The 20,878-nt window shown below is 43.0% G+C and carries 11 protein-coding genes; 5 read left to right on the top strand and 6 right to left on the bottom strand.

All coding sequences use genetic code 11. The features are described from left to right. Positions 1–181: 181 nt before the first annotated feature. The 5 genes from AB9N12_RS04405 to AB9N12_RS04385 form a co-directional block, all read right to left on the bottom strand. Entirely contained in the window at positions 182–1,738 is a 1,557-nt protein-coding gene (locus AB9N12_RS04405; protein ID WP_369890024.1) for a sulfatase, read from the bottom strand. A 60-nt stretch (positions 1,739–1,798) separates the two neighbouring features. Then, positions 1,799–3,181, bottom strand: coding sequence for an alpha-L-fucosidase (locus AB9N12_RS04400; protein WP_369890022.1), 1,383 nt, complete (start codon positions 3,179–3,181; stop codon positions 1,799–1,801). An 8-nt stretch (positions 3,182–3,189) separates the two neighbouring features. Beyond that, positions 3,190–3,411 (bottom strand): hypothetical protein, encoded by a 222-nt coding sequence (locus tag AB9N12_RS04395; protein ID WP_369890020.1) that lies wholly within the window; start codon positions 3,409–3,411, stop codon positions 3,190–3,192. Positions 3,412–3,561: 150 nt separating this feature from the next. Then, the gene (locus AB9N12_RS04390) at positions 3,562–5,610 is read right to left on the bottom strand and encodes a RagB/SusD family nutrient uptake outer membrane protein (protein WP_369890018.1); all 2,049 of its coding nucleotides are present in this window, start codon (positions 5,608–5,610) and stop codon (positions 3,562–3,564) included. A 15-nt stretch (positions 5,611–5,625) separates the two neighbouring features. After that, the gene (locus AB9N12_RS04385) at positions 5,626–8,796 is read right to left on the bottom strand and encodes a SusC/RagA family TonB-linked outer membrane protein (RefSeq protein WP_369890015.1); all 3,171 of its coding nucleotides are present in this window, start codon (positions 8,794–8,796) and stop codon (positions 5,626–5,628) included. Positions 8,797–8,981: 185 nt separating this feature from the next. Between AB9N12_RS04385 and AB9N12_RS04380 the strand changes: the two genes are divergently transcribed. Next, on the top strand, positions 8,982–13,073 hold the full coding sequence (locus AB9N12_RS04380; RefSeq protein ID WP_369892802.1) for a two-component regulator propeller domain-containing protein: 4,092 nt from the start codon (positions 8,982–8,984) through the stop codon (positions 13,071–13,073). Positions 13,074–13,114: 41 nt separating this feature from the next. Here AB9N12_RS04380 and AB9N12_RS04375 read toward each other — a convergent pair whose 3' ends face one another. Further along, positions 13,115–14,488, bottom strand: coding sequence for a sigma-54-dependent transcriptional regulator (locus tag AB9N12_RS04375; protein WP_369890014.1), 1,374 nt, complete (start codon positions 14,486–14,488; stop codon positions 13,115–13,117). A gap of 87 nt (positions 14,489–14,575) precedes the next feature. Here AB9N12_RS04375 and AB9N12_RS04370 point away from each other — a divergent pair, with 87 nt between their 5' ends. The 4 genes from AB9N12_RS04370 to AB9N12_RS04355 are packed head-to-tail and all read left to right on the top strand — an operon-like array spanning position 14,576 to position 20,378. Then, positions 14,576–15,415, top strand: coding sequence for a peptidylprolyl isomerase (locus tag AB9N12_RS04370; protein ID WP_369890011.1), 840 nt, complete (start codon positions 14,576–14,578; stop codon positions 15,413–15,415). A 5-nt stretch (positions 15,416–15,420) separates the two neighbouring features. Beyond that, positions 15,421–16,653: a M16 family metallopeptidase gene (locus AB9N12_RS04365; RefSeq protein WP_369890009.1), complete on the top strand. Its 1,233-nt coding sequence runs from the start codon at positions 15,421–15,423 to the stop codon at positions 16,651–16,653. A gap of 29 nt (positions 16,654–16,682) precedes the next feature. Continuing rightward, on the top strand, positions 16,683–18,041 hold the full coding sequence (locus tag AB9N12_RS04360) for an MATE family efflux transporter (RefSeq protein ID WP_369892801.1): 1,359 nt from the start codon (positions 16,683–16,685) through the stop codon (positions 18,039–18,041). A gap of 12 nt (positions 18,042–18,053) precedes the next feature. Beyond that, positions 18,054–20,378 carry a hybrid sensor histidine kinase/response regulator gene (locus AB9N12_RS04355; RefSeq protein WP_369890008.1) on the top strand — a complete coding sequence of 775 codons (2,325 nt, stop codon included), beginning with the start codon at positions 18,054–18,056 and terminating at the stop codon, positions 20,376–20,378. Positions 20,379–20,878: the final 500 nt, after the last annotated feature.

The following is a 20,878-nucleotide window of genomic DNA, read 5'->3' as shown; positions in this document are numbered from 1 at the left end:
AATTAAAGGTCAAAGCGCGTGCCAAAAAAAACATTATATACTAAATGGTTGATAAATAAAGGTCTATGTGCTGTTGGAAGGCGTAGAACTGTGTAGAACCGTGTGTGGAATGTGTGGAAATGGCAGCGGGGAGTGTGGAACTATTCCACACTCCCCGCCACACTCCTTTTGTTTAGGCAATCTATTTTATTTCGTCCGGCCAGGGACAAGGAGTGCCGGTAGCTTTGAAAGTAGGTCGTTGTGCATCTACTTTTCTTAGATACTCTCCTAACTCTTTGGAAAGTCTTTTCACGATGTCCGGATGCTGTGCACTGAGGTCGTTGCTTTCACTTATATCATCGGGGATATTGAACAACTCTTTCTTGCCTGTTCCATAGTAATAAATCAATTTCCAGTCACCGTTGCGGACAGCGCAATTAAAGTTAATTCCGGGGCCGTTGTTGCCCCAGTTGTTAGGCATATTCCAGAAAAGGCTTCGGCCTTTGGAGGGATTGCCTGTCTGTTTCAACAGAGGTACGAAGCTGATTCCATCTATTGGCTGGACTGTTTTGTATTTTTTGATTCCTGCCATTTCGAGGATGGTGGGGTAGAAGTCCTCTATCAGCAGGTAATTGTCGCATTTGCTCTCCGGAGCCACTACACCTGGCCAGCTGACAATCATCGGTTCGCGGATGCCACCTTCGTAAGTAGAACCTTTACCACTGTTCAACGGATAATTCTGTGTATGCAGCTTGCCGTCACGCCATCCGGATTCGGATGCAAGTCCTCCGTTATCACTCATAAAAATGATAATCGTATTATCAGCCTCCCCATTCTTTTCCAGCCAGTTCATTAAGTCACCAAGGCTCTTGTCCATGCCTTCAATGAGAGTTGCATAAGCGGCTTCGTGGTCGGTCATCCCTTTCTTCTTATACTTGTCGTAGAAACGTTTATCTTTGTTCAGCGGGATATGGATGGCGTATTGAGCCATATACAGGTAGAAAGGCTGGTTGTATTTCTTTGCCTTATCCAGTGCTTTAATGGCTTCCAACGTCAAGGCTTCAGTTACAAATGTTTCCGTTCCCCAATATTTCTCTAATCCGGGGACAGACATTTGTGATACTGCTTTCCCCTCTTTGGTGTGTCCGTAGTTCTCTTCTCCCAGATAACTGGCAAGTCCACCGGCCGCATGTCCGGCAATATTCACCTCGAATCCCCAATGATGCGGGTCTTCCCCTGGAGTATCTATCGCTCCGAAATGGGCTTTCCCACAATGTATGGTATGATAACCGCTGTTTTTCAACAGTTGTACGAAGGAGGTTCCTACGAAAGTATGATTAGTGCCGGACACTTGACTTACTCCATTGTAATTCCAGTCGGGGACTGCCAGAAGGCTGTCTTTACGGTCTGTCATCCTATTCTTTTGTAGCGTCCAGTTAGTTACTCGGTGGCGTGCGGCGTTTGTTCCAGTGATGAGGCTGCACCGGGTAGGAGAACTGATACTGCTGGCATACGCTTGAGTAAACATCATTCCCTGTTTTGCTAACCGCTCCATATTGGGGGTCTCATACAATTCGTTATAGTGTGTCTTCTGTGTCCAAAATGGGAGTGAAGTATCCTGCCATCCCATATCGTCTACCATAAAGAGAATGATATTCGGACGTTTGTCCACACGTTCTATTTGCATATTGCTTTGTGCCTGCAGCTTGGTTGCTGCGAGTGGTATAAGTGCAAGGGGTAATAATGTTTTTTTATTCATGGAGGTCATTTTTTAATGCTATCTTTATGTATTCTTGACTGTTTAACTCTTGAAATTTGTTTATTCAACAGAATATGCACTGAAATTGATAATATCCGGTGGTGCAATGGATTCGGTTATGGTCAGTTTCAATGTATTTGTTTCTATCGGAGTGAATTCCTCAATGCGTTTGTGCCCTACTGACTCACCTTGGCAGACGGTTTTCCACTTGCCATCTACTCTGGCTTCTATCTTATACCGCCGGATACGTTCTCCTTTCTTTATATTTTCTTGAATGATGCAATAGTTAATCGGTTGCTTTTGCTTCATCTCCAAAAGTAAACTTTTCTTTTGTCCTGAAGTGTACGCTATCGGGGAGGAGAAATGTCGGTTGATTTCATTCCCAAACTCTTTGAGACGTTCAACGTCTCCCTGCGGAATTAGTCCGGTAGGATCGGGAGTCAGGCCAAGAATCAGTGTGGCATTTCGTCCGACAGATTTTTTGTACATGGTCATAAGTGTCGTCAGGGGATAAATGTTATCATCGTCGTCCGGTTCCCAAAACCATTCATGACGCCCGTTAGCTCCACGCAGTGGAGAATCAGCCATAGCAGGCACCCAGTATTTACCGTCTTTATCACCGTGTTTGAGTAGCAAGTTGTGGTCGCATGCCGGTTCGGTAGCATTACTGTGGCTATACGGATAAGGAAAAGTAGACCAGCAGGGGTATGCTACTGTGCCTGTTTCGGAACCGCCCCAACGGAAATCCGCACGATCAACGTTGTGATAGAAGAGACATTCAGGTTGGTATTTGTTGACGATGGGTTCTACATCCGGACCGTCACCGCGTGGATCATCAGCTCCTCCGTCAAACCATATCATATATAGGTCTCCATAGCGGGTGCAAAGTTCTGCAACCATCTTTTCACAATACTTTTTATACCATATCTGGCGATTACGGGCAAATTCGTCTTCGCCTTCTGCCTTAAAATTGTGGATACCTAATAATGAATTCCAGCGGATTCCTATATAAATCCCTGGTTGTAACCCGTACTTGCGACAGGAGGTGACGAAGTCATGTACAATGTCTCCTTTCCCATCACGCCATTTTACTGCTTTCAGGCAGTAAGGATTGATGTCGCTTTGCCAAAGTCCGAAGCCTGTTTCGTGAGTGGCTGTCAGTACGGCGAACTTACATCCCGCCGCTTTGGCTGCTTCCACCCATTGGTCGGTATTCAGCTTGGTAGGGTTGAAAATGTTATAATCTTCTATGGGGCTGATACGGTTATTACCTTGTCCATAGCGGATGTTGTCAAATACATGAAGGTCGTAGTGGAATACAGCTCCCAGTTCGGCTTCATGCCATTTTAGCTGATGAGGCTTGGGAACAGGGATAATCTGTTCTTGTGCAAGAATATAGATTGAACAAATGATTAAAAGAAAAAAAGAGTATAGCTTCTTCATATAGACATTTATTGTGTGGTCAGATAATTGGCAATTGGATCATGAGTCTGGTTTAACCATGTTTTTAATTGTTTGTAGAATTGCCCGCTTTGCTTGGGGAGCATCTTTCCTATACCCTGATATTGATCAGCCATGATGAAAAGAAGATTAGGAGTTGGCTGGGCAATAACAGACAGCGACGAAAATATAGCTCCGCTGATAGATTCCAAAGGGTAAATTATCTTTTGCATGGCGACGTTTATAATGGGTAAAGATACATATATTATTTCATGTATGGTAGTAGGGAGGTAAAGTTATTTTGGTGAAAGACAACTTTTTCCTCCCTGATACTGCTGCAAAGGTCGGTACTCTTTGCCATTAGCAGAAAACTGACCTGTCTTCTAATCGCCTACAGGCAATGTACCGTCATTCTTGCTCCATCCAGGATTTTGATAGATACTGGAACTGTCAAAGTCGCCAGAACCGGCTACTGCGGTCGTTAAGCGGAATTCCCGGTTGCTTATTGGGTACAAGTATTTGGCGGTATTCCAGTTAAGCCCGTCAAATCCTATATTTGCTTTATTTTTACGGTAAGGTAATAAATATTTTCCTTCTGCGTATTGGTCATTACGTGATGAAACGTTGGCGGTCTCTTCCGTAGTTCCGTATTCTGTCAATGTCATTTTTGCAAGTGTGGAAGCCGCGTCTTCGGGTTGCGGATTTGTGTACAGCTGGTAAATGCTTTCCCAGAAATTACATCCCTGAATGTGTACATTCTGTACTTGGTCAAGAGCTCTCCAACGTTTTAAGTCATTCATGCGATGTCCTTCGGCAGCCAATTCTATTCGACGTTCACGACGGATATTGTATAATGTTGCATTCACTTGAGTTCCGGTGGAATAACTTCCCCAGTCATTTTTTTCTTTTTCCATGATGGTATTGTCAATTGTCTTCTGATAGTCTGTATCTACACCGGCACGGGTACGGAGAGCTTTCCAATAAGTGTCACAGTTGCCCTGCAAATTTCCATGTAATTCATAGTATGCCTCCAGATAATTCAGATAAGCTTCCGCCGCACGGAATATGGGACATCCGGTGTAAGACTCTTTAGTTGCCTGCATGCTTCCGGAAGTATTTAAGCCTTTGCGGAGAGAGTAACCGGTAGCATTGCTGTTTTCAATCTGTCCTTCGAAAATTGGAGCCCGATAGAAATAACCTTTACCGTCATTTTTTATGTACTCTACCAAGTTGGGACTGTCAGATAAGAGATCCCCGGTTTTAAGGATGGTTTGATCCATGCGGGGATCTCTGTTGGCGAATAGCTCTTCGTAAGAACCGTCACCTTGATAGTCGGAATTGTCGGCATAAATCGGCAAACCGTTTTTCATCAGGTAGGAGTCTACCATTGAACGTGTGAAAGCAACATTACCGCCACCGTTACGCTGTAGATAACTTACTACAAAATGATAGGAAGTTGCTTCAGAACTCAAACTATATTTGCGCCATAACAAAACTTCATTCATTCCACTCAAATCTACGGAGTTGAACATTGCCGCATAATTGTTGTTTAATATAGGATGAGCTTTGGCCACGATGTCGGCGGCTTCGACAGCCTGCTCCAGAAAGTATCTGATTTCGGAATCAATGTTGATGTGGAAGTCTTTCAGATAATCCATCGTTGCACCGGGCCAGCCGGGACCACCGGGAACAAACTCAGTACCTTTATGGTATTTTTCCCAGGTGCCTTCAAATAAGGCTACGCGGCTTTTTACCAAGGCTGCACAATCCCGATTCAGGCGGTTGGTTACAGGAGCGGTGGGCAACATGTAGTTGTAGGCATTGTCCAGGTCAGAAAGAATGAAACGGGCTACCTCGTTACGTGGCCGGCGTTTGGATGCTTCACGTACAACATCATAATCATCGGCTATCACTTCTTTTATAATAGGGAAATCTCCTAGATTTTGCAATGCCATAAAATAAATATAGGCACGGAAAAAGTAGACCTCACCGATATAATGTTTGATATTGGCATCATTACCCGTGATTTCTCCATTCTCAAAACGTTGGGGCACACTCTGTAGGAAATAATTGGTTGCACGAATCTTTCGGAAGTATTTATACCAAAGATTCTCGTCACCAACATAGGACTGTCCCTTTACAAGTAATTTGTTGGGCGTGTCGGCTGTTTGGTTGTCAGTCCCGTTGTCATCATCAAAGAGTCCCATGTTATAACTGCCTGAACCATGTGACGGGAGAATGTTTCCATATTCGTCATTATTTTCATTTTCGCTGTCATTATAGAATTTAGCTGCATAAGCGGCTAGGTCTGATTCGGAATAAAGATAGACTGTTGTACTAACATTTGTAATTGGTTCACAGTCCAGATAATCGTTACATGAGGCAAATATGCCTGATGCGACCATGAATGTATATAATAATATCTTTTTCATATATGTTCTGATTGTTTAGAATGTTGCATTAATACCAAATGAAATTGTGCTTTGGAGCGGATATGTCTTACCGGAAAATTCATCTCCATAGACAGAATAAGTTGTTTCCGGATCAAATCCTCCTGGCAAACTGCTGATGGTCAATACATTTTCGGCGCTGACAAATACACGGAGATTCTGCATACATAGTTTGTTGATAATCTGCTTAGGCAATGTATATCCTATTTGAATATTTTTAAGACGTGCATAGGCACCATTTTGCAAGTAGCGGGTCTGTACTTTTTGGTTCATATCTTTGCCCATGTAAATTCTGGGGAAATAGGCGTCTGTATTGGGACCGAATACAGAGTTTGTATTTTCCGGACGGTAATAATCCAAATGTTCTTTGAAACCTGTTGATTGCCATTCACCACCGGAAAGTCCCCAAAACATAGCTCCTGTCAAGGCCAAGTCCCGTTTGGCCACTCCCTGCCAGAACATACTGAAATCCAATCCTTTCCATTCTAGTCCCAGATTGACTCCGAAACGGAAACGAGGAGTGTAGTTACCGATAATTTTACGGTCGCCCGGGTCATCTACGGTATTGGCTCCTTCATTAATTACGTTATCATTATTCAAGTCGGTGTACATGATGTCACCTTCACCCCAGCCTGAACCCCAGGAAGGATTGTTCTTGGCTGTCCATTCATCCATTTCTGCTTGGCTTTTGGCAATGCCATGAGTTACATATCCCCAGATTTCTCCCAGTTCCTGTCCTTCATAATAGGTCTTGATCGATTTGTCCGCATTGGGATATTTGTCTACGAAAGAACGTGAGTCGGCAATGTTGAATCCTACGTTATAGTTGACTTGCCCTATTTGGTCGCGCCATGCTACTGCCAGTTCCCAACCTTTTGTGCGGAGATTGGTATTGTTGGTTTGTGGCATACCTGTTCCATAGATGCCTGCTATTTCAGATGCGGGACCTACCATGTCAAGTGTTTTACGGACAAAGTAATCGAAGTTGACTGTAAGACGGTTGCGGAGCATACCCAAGTCGAAACCTACATTCAGTGATTTAACGGTCTCCCAAGTCAGAGAACTGCTGATTGTTCCCGGAACATTTGCAACAGACGGTTTGGAATCTCCCATTAACCAACTTCCACCGTTCACTTTGACGGTCTGTAATAAGTACATCGGATAATATGATTTTGTATTTTGATTTCCTAATGTACCCCAGGAGAAACGTGGTTTTAATTGGTTAATGATGTCTTTGTTTACAGAAAAGAACTCCTCGGCAGCTATATTCCAGCCTAAAGAGAAAGAGCCGAACACTCCCCAGCGATCTTTGCGCAGGAAACGTGAAGAACCGTCATAGCGTAAGTTTGCCGCAAAAAAATATTTGTTAGAGTAATCGTAGTTGATACGACCGAAGAAACCTGCCGTCGCCCACGAATATGCACTTGCTTCATTGATAACATCCTCTCCGGTAGCTGAACCGATTTCCGGAACATTTTCCGATATCAGGTCCATACGTTTGACTGATAGATAGCGATTGTTGTATTTTTCTGTATTGACACCGGCCATGAATTTAAACATGTGCTGGTCGATAGAGAATGAATAATCAGTATATAAACTGGTAGTCAGATGATTGGCTTTTGTCCAATGCTGCATGGCACCGGTTTGTCCCGCAGTGTAATTTGAACCATAAGAAAGTAACAGCGGTTCATTCTCTACATTATATTCATATACTTTGTTCAGATTTTGTCTCTTTAATTGGCTGATAAGGCGTAAACCTGCATTTGCATAAATATTCCAACCTTTCATCGGGTGAAATACCATTTGGCCTTGCAGATATACATTATCATTACTGGTTTTCGAACGGCTGCCATTCGTCAATTGCGCTAATTTGCCGTTACGCATATAGTGTCCGTTCGGGTCTTCAAATGGCATGGTAGGCCACATACGTACAATGTCATGATAAAGCAAGCCGTCCAAGTCGGTATAGAATGGGTTGTCGAGGTCGGTATGTACATATTTGGTGTTAACCTCAATATCCAACCATTTGTACGGTTGTGCATTGAATTTGGCGTTTGTAGAAATGCGGTCATATGTATCTTCACCAAAACGTAAATTCCCGTCTTGATTTAAATAATTGGCAGAAACATAATATTGGCTTTTATCAGTACCGCCACTTATATTCAGATTGTGCTCATGCGACCATGACCATTTATATTGTTTTTTGTACCAGTTTACATTGTCATTGGCTTTTTCATGGAATTGCCAGTTGCCGTTAGAATTGGCAACAGTGCTGGTGTTGATTTCTCCGTTCATATATTTTTGGATGCGATCCATGGTATCTGCGTCAAAAATGGGATTGGGGGAGCCTGAGTTCGCATTACCTTCATTGAAATAATTGGCAAACTGCCATGAATTCATTAAGTCGGGCAGGTGGTTGGGACCATAGTAACGGGCATTTCCAGAGTAAGTGACGTTTATTTTTCCAGCTTTTCCTTTTTTGGTTGTGATCAGGATTACACCAAAGGCGGCACGGGAACCATAAATGGAACTTGATGCGGCATCTTTCAAAACAGAAATAGACTCTACATCGTCAGGGTTCAGATTGTTCATATTCCCCTCAATTCCGTCGATTAACACTAAAGTTGCTGCATTGGAACCTTGTGATATGGTACCAGTACCACGAATGTTGATATCCAATGTTTGTCCTAATTCACCACCTCGGTTTCCGACAGACAGATTTAGACCGGGAACTGTACCTTGCAGCGATTGTCCTAAGTTGGTTACCGGACGTGAATTCAGCATTTTAGTGTCTACGGTTGCTACGGCATCGGTCAGGTTGGCTTTTCTCTGGGTACCGAATCCTACTACAACCACTTCGTCTAATGTCTGGGTATCTTCATCCAGGGAAACAGAATATTGTTTTTCAGAAGTGATTTTAATCTCTTTAGTCTGGTAACCTATATAGGATATGACCAGCATATTTCCTACCTGAACATTGGAAAGAGTAAACTTACCATCGAAATCGGTAATTGTTCCATTGGTACTTCCTTTTACTATCACACTGGCACCAATTATGGGCTCATTGAGCTTTTTGTCAGTGACCGTACCTTTAATGTTGATTTGCTGCGCATACATGATATTAATGCTGAGCAACAACATGGAGAGTAATGATTTAAGTCTTCTCATTGCATTTTGATTAAAGTTAAACATGAGGTTGTTATACTATAGTGCAAAAGTACGCGAATAAGGATTTCCAGAATATGCATATTCTTTTCATTTAGTATACATGTTTAATTCAAACATCATTTCTTTATAACTTTTTTTTGTGTATTCGGTTATAAGTTGGTTTATTTGCATCAAAACAAAAAATGATGAAGTACTTAAATCTAATTCTTTTTATTTTGATTGTAAGTAGCTGCCCGATCAATCTTGTGCATGCTTTTTTTGATAAAGACATTCGTTTGCTGACGATGCAGGATGGCTTGGCCGATAATACAATAACTTCCATACATAAAGATGATGATGGATTTATGTGGTTCGGAACGAATGACGGGATAAGCCGTTATGATGGCAGAACTGTCAGAAATTTCAAGCCGCAGGAAAGCTATCTTCCGAATGCTGTTATCGTGCGTTTGTCTCATGATTATCTGGGGGTCGTTTCCAATGGAACTTTTCATGCTTACAACCGGAAGCGGGAAGCTTTTATCCCTGTATCTTTTGCTTCCGGAATGGAAAAATTTGTTTTCAATCATGTATTACCTGTTGACGAATCTTCTTTTTGGGGAGTGATCGGAAATAGATTGTTGTTATGCCGATGGGAGGAGCAGGTAGAACCGGAAAGGAATACGGTCACTGTCCGTATCGGGTTGCAAAAAGAGTACGATTTGTTGCCTGAACAAAATGCTTTCTTTAGTGCTATTTGTTATGATGGAGAAAAAAAGGATAGAATTTGGTTGACAACCAATAAAGGGGATTTGTTTTTATTCTGTACGGATACTTCGGAAATATATAAAAAAGTCTCACTGGATAATGGAAAGGCATTGCAAATCACTTCTGTTTTGAGCAGGCAAGGGATTGTGTGGGTTTCGACGTTGGCAAGAGGAATTATTCGTTATCATACATACACGGGACATATTGACCGTATTTCTTATGGTGGAACGGGGAAGGAAAATCTCCTTTCCCATACAGATGTTTATGAAACTATATATATCGGAAATAACCGTTATTTGGCAGCTACATGGAGCGGTTATACTTTACTGATGCCGGATGGAGAAAAAAAAGAGGAATTGACTTCAGAAATATATAACTATGCTTATACGCAAATTCATCGGAATCTTGAAACTAGGATGATTTCTGCCTTTTATGATCCGAATGGTGTTTTGTGGATTGGCACCAATGGCGGTGGAGTGATGTATTCGGACTTGAGGTCTCAGTTTTATAACCGCTATTATCAGGACAGGCATAATGAAATATGTAGTGTGATTATGGATGATGAGCGGCATATATGGTTGGCCACCTTTCATAAAGGGATAATGCGGAGTGATACGCCGTATATTCAAAATGGAAAGCTTCGTTTTTCAGCAGTGGATGTTAAAAAGGAGAACTCCGAAGAAACCATATTATGTGCGTTGAAAGATTCCGTTGGAAACCTTTGGTTTGGAAATAAGAATGGTATGCTGACTGTTTATAATACCAGACTCGGCAAGTTTATAAACCGGTCTTTGGTGATAGACGGGACTGTCAACAAGTCTCCCGTATGGGCTTTGTATATGGATCAGAAAGGAAGGCTTTGGATAGGTACGGAGCACGGACTCCTTTTATATGAACAGCAGACAGGGATTTGTGTGAAATTGCCGGTAGATCGTTGGTTGAATGAAAAAGGGACTATCTGGGTGCGTGCTCTTGCCCAAACGGAAGATGGAACAATGTGGCTGGGGACAAGTGAACAGGGAGTATGCAGGGTTGTAGAATCAGCTTCCGGTAATATGGCAGCCCGTAAAGGCTATGAGCAAAGTCTTAAGCTTGATTATCATTCGGTACGTTCATTATTGGCGTCTTCAGATGGGAACTTATATGTTGGCTATACTGATGGTTTTGCCATTCTTTCACCTTCTCAAGATGCAATCAGTGAGTTTTATACAACTGCCGACGGATTGTGTAGTAACTTTATCGGATGTGTCGTGGAAGATGCTAAGGGGCATATCTGGTTGGGTAGTAATTCGGGAATATCACGTTATAGCCGCCATCAACATCTTTTTTACAACTATTATATAGCAGGGAGTAATCGTTCTGCACTGTTCAGTTGTGGTACTTTGTTTTTCGGCAATAACCAAAGCCTGACTTATTTTGAGCCGGATGAAATAGATGCTTGGCCGAATAATGAGCGGGTTTTGATAACAGGTTTGGAAGTTGATAATCGCTCCGTTGAAATAGGAAAAGAGATAAACAATCAGATTGTGCTTGACAAGATGATTTCTTATACAGAACAGGTGATATTGAATCATGCTAATCGGGACATTGCTTTAATATTTAATAATTTGTCTTATTCAAACGAACAGCAGAAATATAACTATCGGCTTTTACCTTATCAGGAGAGTTGGTTAATATCTGATGATGGAGAAAAGGCTGTATATACCAATTTGGCAGCCGGAGATTATGTCTTTGAAGTAAGGAGTATTTATCCGGACGGACAGGCCGGTCCTGTGACTTCTTTGAAAATAGTCATTCTTCCTCATTGGAGCAACACTTTAATTTTTCGTATTTTCATATTCTTGCTGGTGTCGGTTGGAATAATGTATTGCATACGGTTGATAAAAATGCGTCAAAAGCGTCTGGAACATGAAATGCAGATGAAGCATGAATTACTGACCGTCAGGATGGAACGTGAGAAAGAACACCAGATACGTCTGGAACGTGAGAACTTTTTTACGGGAGTTGCCCATGAACTGCGTACTCCGTTAACTTTGATCCTTGCTCCATTGCAGGAATTGATAAAACAAGGTACTGTGTTGGAGCCTTTCTATAAGAAGTTGCAGATCATGTACGAGAATGCCACTTCGTTACATACTTTGGTAGATCATTTGCTGTATGTGCAGAAAATAGAGGCAGGGATGGTAAAACTCCAATTATCAGAGAGTGATTTGGTGCAAGTGATAAAGAGCGTGTCGGAACCCTTCCGGCAAATGGCAGAAATCAGAGGCCTGCGTTTTGAAGTTAATTTGCCTGAAAGAAAACTCATGTATTGGATAGATAGGCCTAAAATAGCTTCGGCGATACAGAATCTTCTTTCGAATGCTTTTAAGTACACTTCTTCGGGAGGCAGTGTCTCGCTTTCTGTTTCCCGTATGTTGAAAGATGGACAGGGCTATTGCCAGATAGTTGTTTCTGATACGGGGACAGGGATTCCGGTGGATTTACAGAAACATGTTTTCGAATCGTTCATTACAGGAGAAAATGTGCCGGAGATGTCGACAAAGATAGGGGTCGGGTTGCATATTGTGAAGAATACCATTGACTTGCATCATGGTTTGGTGACATTAGAGAGTATGCCGGGTGAAGGAAGTACATTCGTCTTATACATTCCTGACGGGAAAGAACATTTTGCAAAAGATGCTTATGAAATAGTTGATTGCCAACAGGAGCATACGACGCAAAACAATGAGCAGGAATCCTCTTCTTTGAAACCGGGAATTGGCATGCAAGAGACGGTTGCCCCAAAAGGCCTATTAATCATTGAAGATAATGAAGATGTCCGCGAATATATTCGGAGTTTGTTTGTTTCCAAGTATATGGTATATGAAGCCGGCAATGGTGAAGAAGGTGTGCGCATGGCGAAAGAAAAGCTTCCTGATTTAATTATTTCCGATGTGATGATGCCCGTAAAAGACGGTTTTACTTGTTGTGAGGAAATTCGTTCACAACAAGAGACAGCACACATTCCTATTTTGATGCTGACGGCTAAAGCAGAAGATGCGGACATCCTGCAAGGTTCGCGTAGCGGGGCAGATGATTATATGATGAAGCCTTTCAACCCTGAAGTCCTGAAAGCGAAGGTCGATAACCTGATTTTGCAGCGTGAACAGTTGAAGAGGATTTATACCAAAGCTTTGATGCTGAAACAGAAATCGGAAGAAAGGGAACCGGAAGACGCCTTTCTGTTACAATTAGTCCATGTTATAGAAGCGAATATTCCTAATGAGAATTTCAATGTCAAGATGTTGGCTGAACAACTGAATATGAGCCAGCCTACACTATACCGTAAAGTAAAACAGCGTAGTGACTTGTCTGTGATAGACATGATTCGGAGTATTCGCATCAGTAAGGCCGCTTCGTTGATTCTGGAAAACCGGTACTCGATTCAGGAGATAACGGAAATGGTCGGCTATTCGGATACCCGCACTCTCCGCAAACATTTTACGGAACATTTTGGGGTATCTCCTTCTAAATATATGGGAGAAATATAGATCTTTTATAAACTACTTGAGAAAATACAAGAAATAACTTGCTACAAATCGATATTATATAATTTCAGTTTATTATATAATGTCTTCCGGTCAATATTCAGTAACTGTGCAGCTTTGCTCTTATTATTTCCGGTTTGGCGCAATGCTTTCAGAATATGTTCCTTTTCGGTATCTTCATTGCGTAATGCCATGCTTGTGCTACCGGATACCGGAGTCTCCAGAAGTTCGCTCCCAAGTTCAAGAAGAGTGATGAAGCTTCCTTGTGCCAGTAAGGTCGCCCTTTTCACGATATTTTTCATTTGACGTAAGTTACCCGGCCAATGATAGTTCAGTAAAGCCTGTGATGCTTTTGCATCAAAGCCTATCAGATGCTTGTCCAGTTCCTTGTTTGCCTGATCAAGGAAGAAATTTGCAAAGAGCAGAATGTCCTCTTCTCTCTCTTTCAGGTCAGGCATCTTTAACGTAAATTCATTGATACGGTGATAAAGATCCTCACGGAAAGTTCCTTTTTCGATGGCTTGTTCCAGATTTTCATTGGTAGCGGATATCAGACGGATGTCTACTGATATTTCCTGCATGGAGCCCACCGGACGTATCTTTCTCTCTTGCAAGGCACGGAGCAGTTGTATCTGTACCTCGTAACTGAGATTCCCGATTTCATCCAAAAAAATAGTACCGCCGTTGGCAGCAATGAAAGCTCCCGTCTTATCTGTCAAGGCTCCTGTGAACGAACCTTTTATATGACCGAAAAACTCGGAAGCCGCCAGTTCTTTGGGGATAGAGCCACAATCTACGGCAATAAACGGCTTGTCATTTCGTTTACTGAGTTGGTGGATGCGGTGTGCCACATATTCTTTTCCTGTTCCGCTGGAACCGTTGATAAGTACGGACATGTTGGTAGGAGCTACCAGAGCTACATAGTTGTAAAGTTGTCTGGCTGCATCACTTTCACCTTCCAGATAGGTATGATGATTTTCTGTTGAATCTTTAGATGAAACGGAAGTGCTTCTTTTAGAGGAAGATCGGGTGGTATTATGAGTCACCGAAACCTTTCCGGTCTGTAAGGATTCTGCAATTTTTTTCAGCAATTCTTCCGGATTCACAGGTTTGGCGATATAATCACGTGCTCCCAGTTTCATAGCTTGCACAGCCGATTGTATATCTGCATAACCGGTCATGATAATTAAAGGAATATCAATGTTTTGTTCGTTCATCCATTTCAGTAGATCGATGCCCTCGTGGTCGGGGAGTCTCAAGTCTGATAAAATAAGGTCGACGCTTTGGCTTTCGATATGTTTCCGGGCACGGGCAATATTACTCACTGATGATACTTCAAAGCCTTTTTTGCCTAGCCAGGTTTTTAGCATCATTCCAAAAGTGATATCATCTTCAACGATCAATATAGAGCTCATCATGTCAGGTTTTGATTCTTTTAAGCTACAAAGGTAAGAGGATTTAGGTGAAAATGGTATATTTGCAGACTTAATTTAAATAAAAGCGTTATGAAAAAGATTTTATTGATCATATTAATCATATCGTTTTGCGGACTAACCGCCTGCAAAACCGGAACAAAAAAAGGAGGAGACATGGATAAAGAAACATTGGTAAAGATTGAAACCACTTTAGGAGAAATCAAGGTAAAGCTCTATAATGAGACATCGAAGCATCGCGATAATTTCATTAAACTGGTGAAAGACGGGGTTTATGAAGGTACGTTGTTTCATCGTGTTATCAAAGATTTTATGATTCAGGCGGGTGACCCGGACTCAAAGAATGCGCCGAAAGGAAAAATGTTGGGTACCGGAGATGTGGGTTATACTATTCCCGCAGAATTTGTATATCCTACATATTTCCATAAAAAAGGCGCCTTGTCGGCTGCCCGTCAGGGAGACAGTGTGAATCCGAAGAAAGAATCTTCCGGTTGCCAGTTTTATATCGTAACGGGTAAGGTGTTCAATGATTCTACCTTGCTGGGGATGGAAAACCAGATGAATGAAAATAAGGTGAATGTTATTTTCAACACGCTGGCGCAGAAACACATGAAAGAAATCTATAAGATGCGGAAAGAAAATGACGAAAACGGTCTTTATGATTTGCAGGAAAAACTGTTTGCACAGGCACAGGAGATGGCTGCCAAACAACCGGAATTCCATTTCACTCCGGAACAGATTGAAGCCTATACAACAGTAGGAGGCACTCCGCATTTGGACGGTGAATATACCGTATTCGGCGAAGTGGTGGAAGGTATGGATGTTGTAGACAAAATCCAACGGGTGAAGACAGACCGTAGCGATCGTCCCGAAGAGGATGTAAAAATTACCAAGGTGACCATACTTGACTGAATCAGATGAAAATAAACAGGCATATTCTTGATAATGGGTTACGTCTGGTACATTCGCAGGACGAAAGTACGCAGATGGTTGCCCTTAATATATTATATAATGTAGGAGCTCGCGACGAAGATCCCGAGCATACCGGTTTTGCCCATCTGTTCGAACACCTGATGTTCGGAGGGTCGGTGAATATTCCCGATTATGATATACCGCTTCAATTGGCGGGTGGAGAAAATAATGCCTGGACGAACAATGATATAACCAATTACTACCTCACTGTACCTCGTCAGAATGTAGAAACCGGCTTTTGGTTGGAGTCCGACCGGATGTTGAGCCTTGATTTCAGTGACCGGAGTCTGGAAGTGCAGCGGGGGGTGGTAATGGAAGAATTCAAGCAACGTTGTCTGAACCAGCCTTATGGAGATGTAGGGCATCTTTTACGTCCTTTGGCTTATCGGGTGCATCCTTATCAGTGGCCTACTATCGGGAAAAAATTGTCGCATATTGCCAATGCTACATTGGATGAAGTGAAGAGATTCTTTTTCCGTTTTTATGCTCCCAATAATGCTATATTGGCTGTGACCGGTAATATCTCTTTTGAGGAAACAGTCGCTTTGACGGAGAAATGGTTCGCTTCTATTCCTCGGCGGGAAGTTCCTTTGCGGAATCTCCTTCAAGAACCGGAGCAGACGGAAGAACGCCGGCTGACAGTGGAGAGAAATGTTCCTCTCGACTCCCTGTTTATGGCTTATCATATGCCCGGTCATCACCATCCGGACTATTATGCATTCGATATCCTGTCGGATATATTGAGTAACGGCCGTTCCAGCCGTTTGAATCAGCGTTTGGTGCAACAGAAGCAGTTGTTCTCTAGCATAGACGCTTATATTTCCGGCAGTGTAGATGCGGGATTGTTCCATATTTGCGGAAAGCCTTCGGCGGGTGTTACCCTTGAGCAGGCTGAGGCAGCGGTGAGGGAAGAACTGGATCGGCTGCAACAAGAACCGGTTGACGGACAGGAATTGGAGAAAGTGAAGAATAAATTTGAGTCTACCCAGATATTCGGCAACATTAATTATTTGAATGTAGCAACCAACCTGGCCTGGCACGAACTGCTCGGACGGGCGGAAGACATGGAAAAAGAGGTGGATTGTTATCGCTCTGTCACAGCGGAGCAATTGCAAAGGGTGGCGCAATCTGCTTTCCGGAAGGAGAATGGAGTTATACTTTACTATAAAAGTAAATGAGGATTTCAAATGGAGCACGGATTACGATGATGAAGAGACGATTTGATAAATACAAGGATCATTACAAAGCACTGATTTATCTTGGATTACCTATTGTAATCGGGCAAATAGGGGTGATCATACTCGGATTTGCAGATACGTTGATGATTGGACATCATAGTACGGTTGAACTGGGAGCCGCTTCTTTCGTAAACAATGTGTTCAATCTGGTCATTATTTTCAGTACGGGGTTTTCGTATGGATTGACTCCCATTGTGGGCGGTCTGTATGGAACCCGTCAGTATGCTCCTGCCGGCCAGGCGTTGCGCAACAGTTTGCTGGCAAATCTGATGGTTGCTTTGCTGCTGACTGTATGTATGACTGTTTTTTACCTGAACATAGAGCATCTCGGCCAACCGGAAGAACTGATTCCCCTGATTAAACCTTATTACCTTGTTCTACTTGCCTCATTGCTGTTTGTCATGCTTTTCAATGGATTCAAACAGTTTACCGACGGAATCACAGATACAAAAACTGCGATGTGGATAATGCTGGGTGGTAACGTCCTGAATATCATAGGAAACTATATCCTGATTTATGGAAAACTTGGATTGCCCGAATTAGGTTTGTTGGGAGCAGGTATCAGCACCCTGTTCTCGCGCATCGTGATGGTGATTATATTTATTGCCATCTTTATGCATAGTCCGCGCTTTATCCGCTATAAGATCGGATTCTTCCGTTTGGGATGGTCCCGGAACATATTTAGCCGTTTGAATAAGCTCGGATGGCCGGTTGCTTTCCAGATGGGGATGGAGACAGCCTCTTTTAGTTTGAGTGCGATAATGATTGGGTGGCTGGGTACTATTGCTTTGGCTTCTCATCAAGTCATGTTGGCTATTTCGCAGTTTACATTCATGATGTATTTCGGTATGGGGGCTGCCGTAGCAGTCCGTGTCAGCAATTTCAAGGGGCAGAACGACATCGTCAACGTACGCCGTTCCGCTTATGCCGGTTTTCATTTGATGATGATATTGGGTGTTGTACTTTCTTTGATCGTCTTCCTTTGCCGTGATTACTTGGGAAGCTGGTTTACCGATAGTCAGGAGGTTGCTACTATGGTGACATCTCTACTCTTTCCTTTCTTTCTCTATCAGTTTGGTGACGGGTTGCAGATTACTTTCGCCAACGCTTTGCGTGGAACTTCGGATGTAAAGCTGGTGATGTTCATTGCTTTTATCGCTTATTTCATTATTTCACTTCCCGTAGGTTATTTCTGTGGATTTGTGATGGAATGGGGGATCGTAGGAGTCTGGATGGCGTTCCCTTTTGGACTGACAAGTGCGGGACTGATGCTTTGGTGGCGTTTTCATTACATGACGAGACTCCCCGAGCCTCCTCTTGCCACTTAACACCTACTCCCAATGGCTTCCTTCCGTTTTACAAAGTTGAAAATAACCGTCGGTTACACTCTATTACTGGCGATTCTCCTTTTCTCGCTGGTATTTGTACATCGTGAGATGGAGGCATTGTCGGCTGCTGACAATCAACAGAATTTAAGAACAGACAGTCTGTTGACCCTTCTCCATGAGAAAGATCAAAATACGATTCAGATGTTGCGGGTGCTAAGTGAAGCAAACGACAGTCTCCTCTCTGCTTCGGAGATTGAAGAAATCATTTCCGAACAAGATTCTGTTATTATCCGGCAGCGAGTACAACATCGGGTCATTACCAAGCGTGACTCTTTAATCACTGCGCCTAAGAAAAAGGGATTCTTTAAACGACTCGCCGAGGTGTTTGCCCCTTCCAAACAAGACAGTGCCGTATTAGTTAACACATCGTTGGAAGTCGCCACCGATACCATTCTTCAACCGGCAGCTTCTAAAGACTCTCTCCAGCAGAAAATCCGCATGGCTACCGAAGAAAAACGATTGCAGCGAAGGAGGACCATCCGGCGTACCAGTACCAAATACCAGCGGATGAATACGCAGCTGACGGCACGGATGGATAGTCTGATTAAACAATATGAGGAAGAAATGATCTTGCGTGCCCGTCAGGATGCCGAACTTCAGCAGGAGGTGAGGATGCGGTCGGCGCGTATCATCGGCGGTATCGCAGTGGGTGCCGTACTGTTATCGGCTTTTTTCCTGATATTGATTATGCGGGATATCTCCCGCAGCAATCGTTACCGCCAGCAATTGGAGGTAGCAAATAAACGGGCGGAGGATTTGCTTGTCGCCCGTGAGAAATTAATGCTTACCATTACCCATGATTTCAAAGCTCCGTTGGGCTCAATTATGGGATATACCGAACTCCTGTTCCGGCTGACAGAAGATCAGCGGCAGCGTTTCTATCTCGACAATATGAAAAGCTCTTCGGAACATCTATTGAAATTGGTCAGTGACTTGCTCGACTTCCACCGGCTTGATCTCAATAAAGCGGAAGTGAATCGGGTCACCTTTAACCCCTCCCAGCTATTTGATGAAATTTATGTAAGTTTCGAACCTTTGACTGCCGCCAAAGGATTGGTCTTGCAATGTCATGTCGCTCCGGAGCTGAACGGAAGATATATCAGCGATCCTTTGCGACTCCGTCAAATAGTGAATAACCTTTTGTCCAATGCCGTGAAATTTACTCAACAGGGAGGAATTAGTCTGACGGCCGGTTATGATTCTTCCAAGTTAACCATTGCCATAGCCGATACCGGAAAAGGAATGGCGCCGGAAGATCGTGAACGGATCTTCCAAGAGTTTACACGTCTTTCCGGTGCGCAGGGGGAAGAAGGATTCGGACTCGGACTCTCTATCGTGAAGAAATTGGTTGCCTTGCTTGAGGGAACAATCGACGTACAGAGTACATTGGGTGAGGGGAGCTGTTTTACGGTCATTCTGCCTCTGTATCCCGTTGGTGAATCTATTGCAGAGAGTGAACCTGACGAACATGAAAATACGGATATGACAGAGCAACCGGCTGCGATTTCATCAATGAAAGTAATCCGTGTTCTGTTGATTGATGATGATCAGATTCAGCTGAATCTGACCGCTGCTATGTTAAAGCAACATGGTATGGATGCGGTATGTTGCGAACAGTTGGAGCAACTGATTGAACAACTTCGCACCTCCGTCTTCGATGTATTGTTGACAGATATACAAATGCCTGCCATTAACGGCTTTGATTTGGTAAAGCTATTGCGGGCTTCTAATATACCGCAAGCAAAAACAATCCCTGTCATTGCTGTGACCGCCCGCAGTGAGATGGATAAAGCTGCTTTACATGAACATGGCTTTGCCGGTTGTCTGCATAAACCGTTTACAGTAAAGGAATTGCTTGTGACGATTAATGAAGGGCAACTTTCGGCAGATGAGGCGCATGCCGCAGAGGATATGGGAACTGTCGGAATCAACTTCTCTGCACTGACTGCTTATTCTGATGACGATGCGGAAGCGGCATGCTCCATTGTTCAGACTTTTATAGAAGAGACAGGTAAGAATGTCGGGCAGATGCGGCAAGCATTGTTAGACAAAGATATGAATGGAATAACTGCTATGGCTCACAAATTACTGCCGCTTTTTACTCTGATTGGTGCATCAAAGGTTGTGTCTTTATTAAACTGGCTGGAGATGCAGCGTGGGCAAGTTTTCTCTGAGGAAGTGGGTGGAGAAGTTCTTTGTACATTTGAAGAGATTCAGAAGGTTTTGAAAGAAGCCGCAAACTGGGTTGAATCGGATGACTTTCTGTTTGGTTCATGAGGTAATAACAGCTGTTCTTTTGTGAAGATTTAAACAGAAAAAATAAAAAAGTGCTTTCAGCCTTCAGCGATTCTCTGTAACCGCTTGCTGGAAAGGAAAAGCGGCTGAAGGCAGACCCTGAAAAGAGAGGTTCATGCTTTCAGCCGTTTTTTATAGCTGTTGTTTTACGGAGATTTCTGTGGTTCCAACAGTTCCTTTGTGTCATTCTTCCTTTAAAATATACCGGCTAATCTGAATAAATAGATACGCTAACCTTGATTAGCCTGTAAGATAACAACAGTTAGCTTATCGGCTAATCTTAATTAGCCTATGTAAATTCATCTTGCAAAGATACCCAACAAAGGCTTGCTAACCTGATAGTAAAGGCTTTCTGTAAATCATGGATGCTTGCGGATTTGCAAACGGCTGAAAGCAATATTTTTTACTTTTAGGGTTTGCCTTCAGCCGGAAGGCCGATGAATAAGCGGTTTGGGGATGGCTGAAGGCACTGAAGCGAAAAA

This window comes from Bacteroides sp. AN502(2024), assembly GCF_041227145.1.
In the GTDB taxonomy this organism is placed as follows: domain Bacteria; phylum Bacteroidota; class Bacteroidia; order Bacteroidales; family Bacteroidaceae; genus Bacteroides.
The sequence above is the reverse complement of the archived record's forward strand: the minus strand, read 5'-3'. Positions and strand labels throughout refer to the sequence as shown.

Excerpts from the sequence above, each read along its gene's own strand:
- AB9N12_RS04390 (WP_369890018.1), bottom strand. The coding sequence starts at position 5,610 with ATGAAAAAGATATTATTATATACATTCATGGTCGCATCAGGCATATTT.
- AB9N12_RS04375 (WP_369890014.1), bottom strand. The coding sequence starts at position 14,488 with ATGATGAGCTCTATATTGATCGTTGAAGATGATATCACTTTTGGAATG.
- AB9N12_RS04405 (WP_369890024.1), bottom strand. The coding sequence starts at position 1,738 with ATGAATAAAAAAACATTATTACCCCTTGCACTTATACCACTCGCAGCA.
- AB9N12_RS04380 (WP_369892802.1), top strand. The coding sequence starts at position 8,982 with ATGAAGTACTTAAATCTAATTCTTTTTATTTTGATTGTAAGTAGCTGC.
- AB9N12_RS04400 (WP_369890022.1), bottom strand. The coding sequence starts at position 3,181 with ATGAAGAAGCTATACTCTTTTTTTCTTTTAATCATTTGTTCAATCTAT.
- AB9N12_RS04385 (WP_369890015.1), bottom strand. The coding sequence starts at position 8,796 with ATGAGAAGACTTAAATCATTACTCTCCATGTTGTTGCTCAGCATTAAT.
- AB9N12_RS04355 (WP_369890008.1), top strand. The coding sequence starts at position 18,054 with ATGGCTTCCTTCCGTTTTACAAAGTTGAAAATAACCGTCGGTTACACT.
- AB9N12_RS04365 (WP_369890009.1), top strand. The coding sequence starts at position 15,421 with ATGAAAATAAACAGGCATATTCTTGATAATGGGTTACGTCTGGTACAT.
- AB9N12_RS04395 (WP_369890020.1), bottom strand. The coding sequence starts at position 3,411 with ATGCAAAAGATAATTTACCCTTTGGAATCTATCAGCGGAGCTATATTT.
- AB9N12_RS04360 (WP_369892801.1), top strand. The coding sequence starts at position 16,683 with ATGAAGAGACGATTTGATAAATACAAGGATCATTACAAAGCACTGATT.
- AB9N12_RS04370 (WP_369890011.1), top strand. The coding sequence starts at position 14,576 with ATGAAAAAGATTTTATTGATCATATTAATCATATCGTTTTGCGGACTA.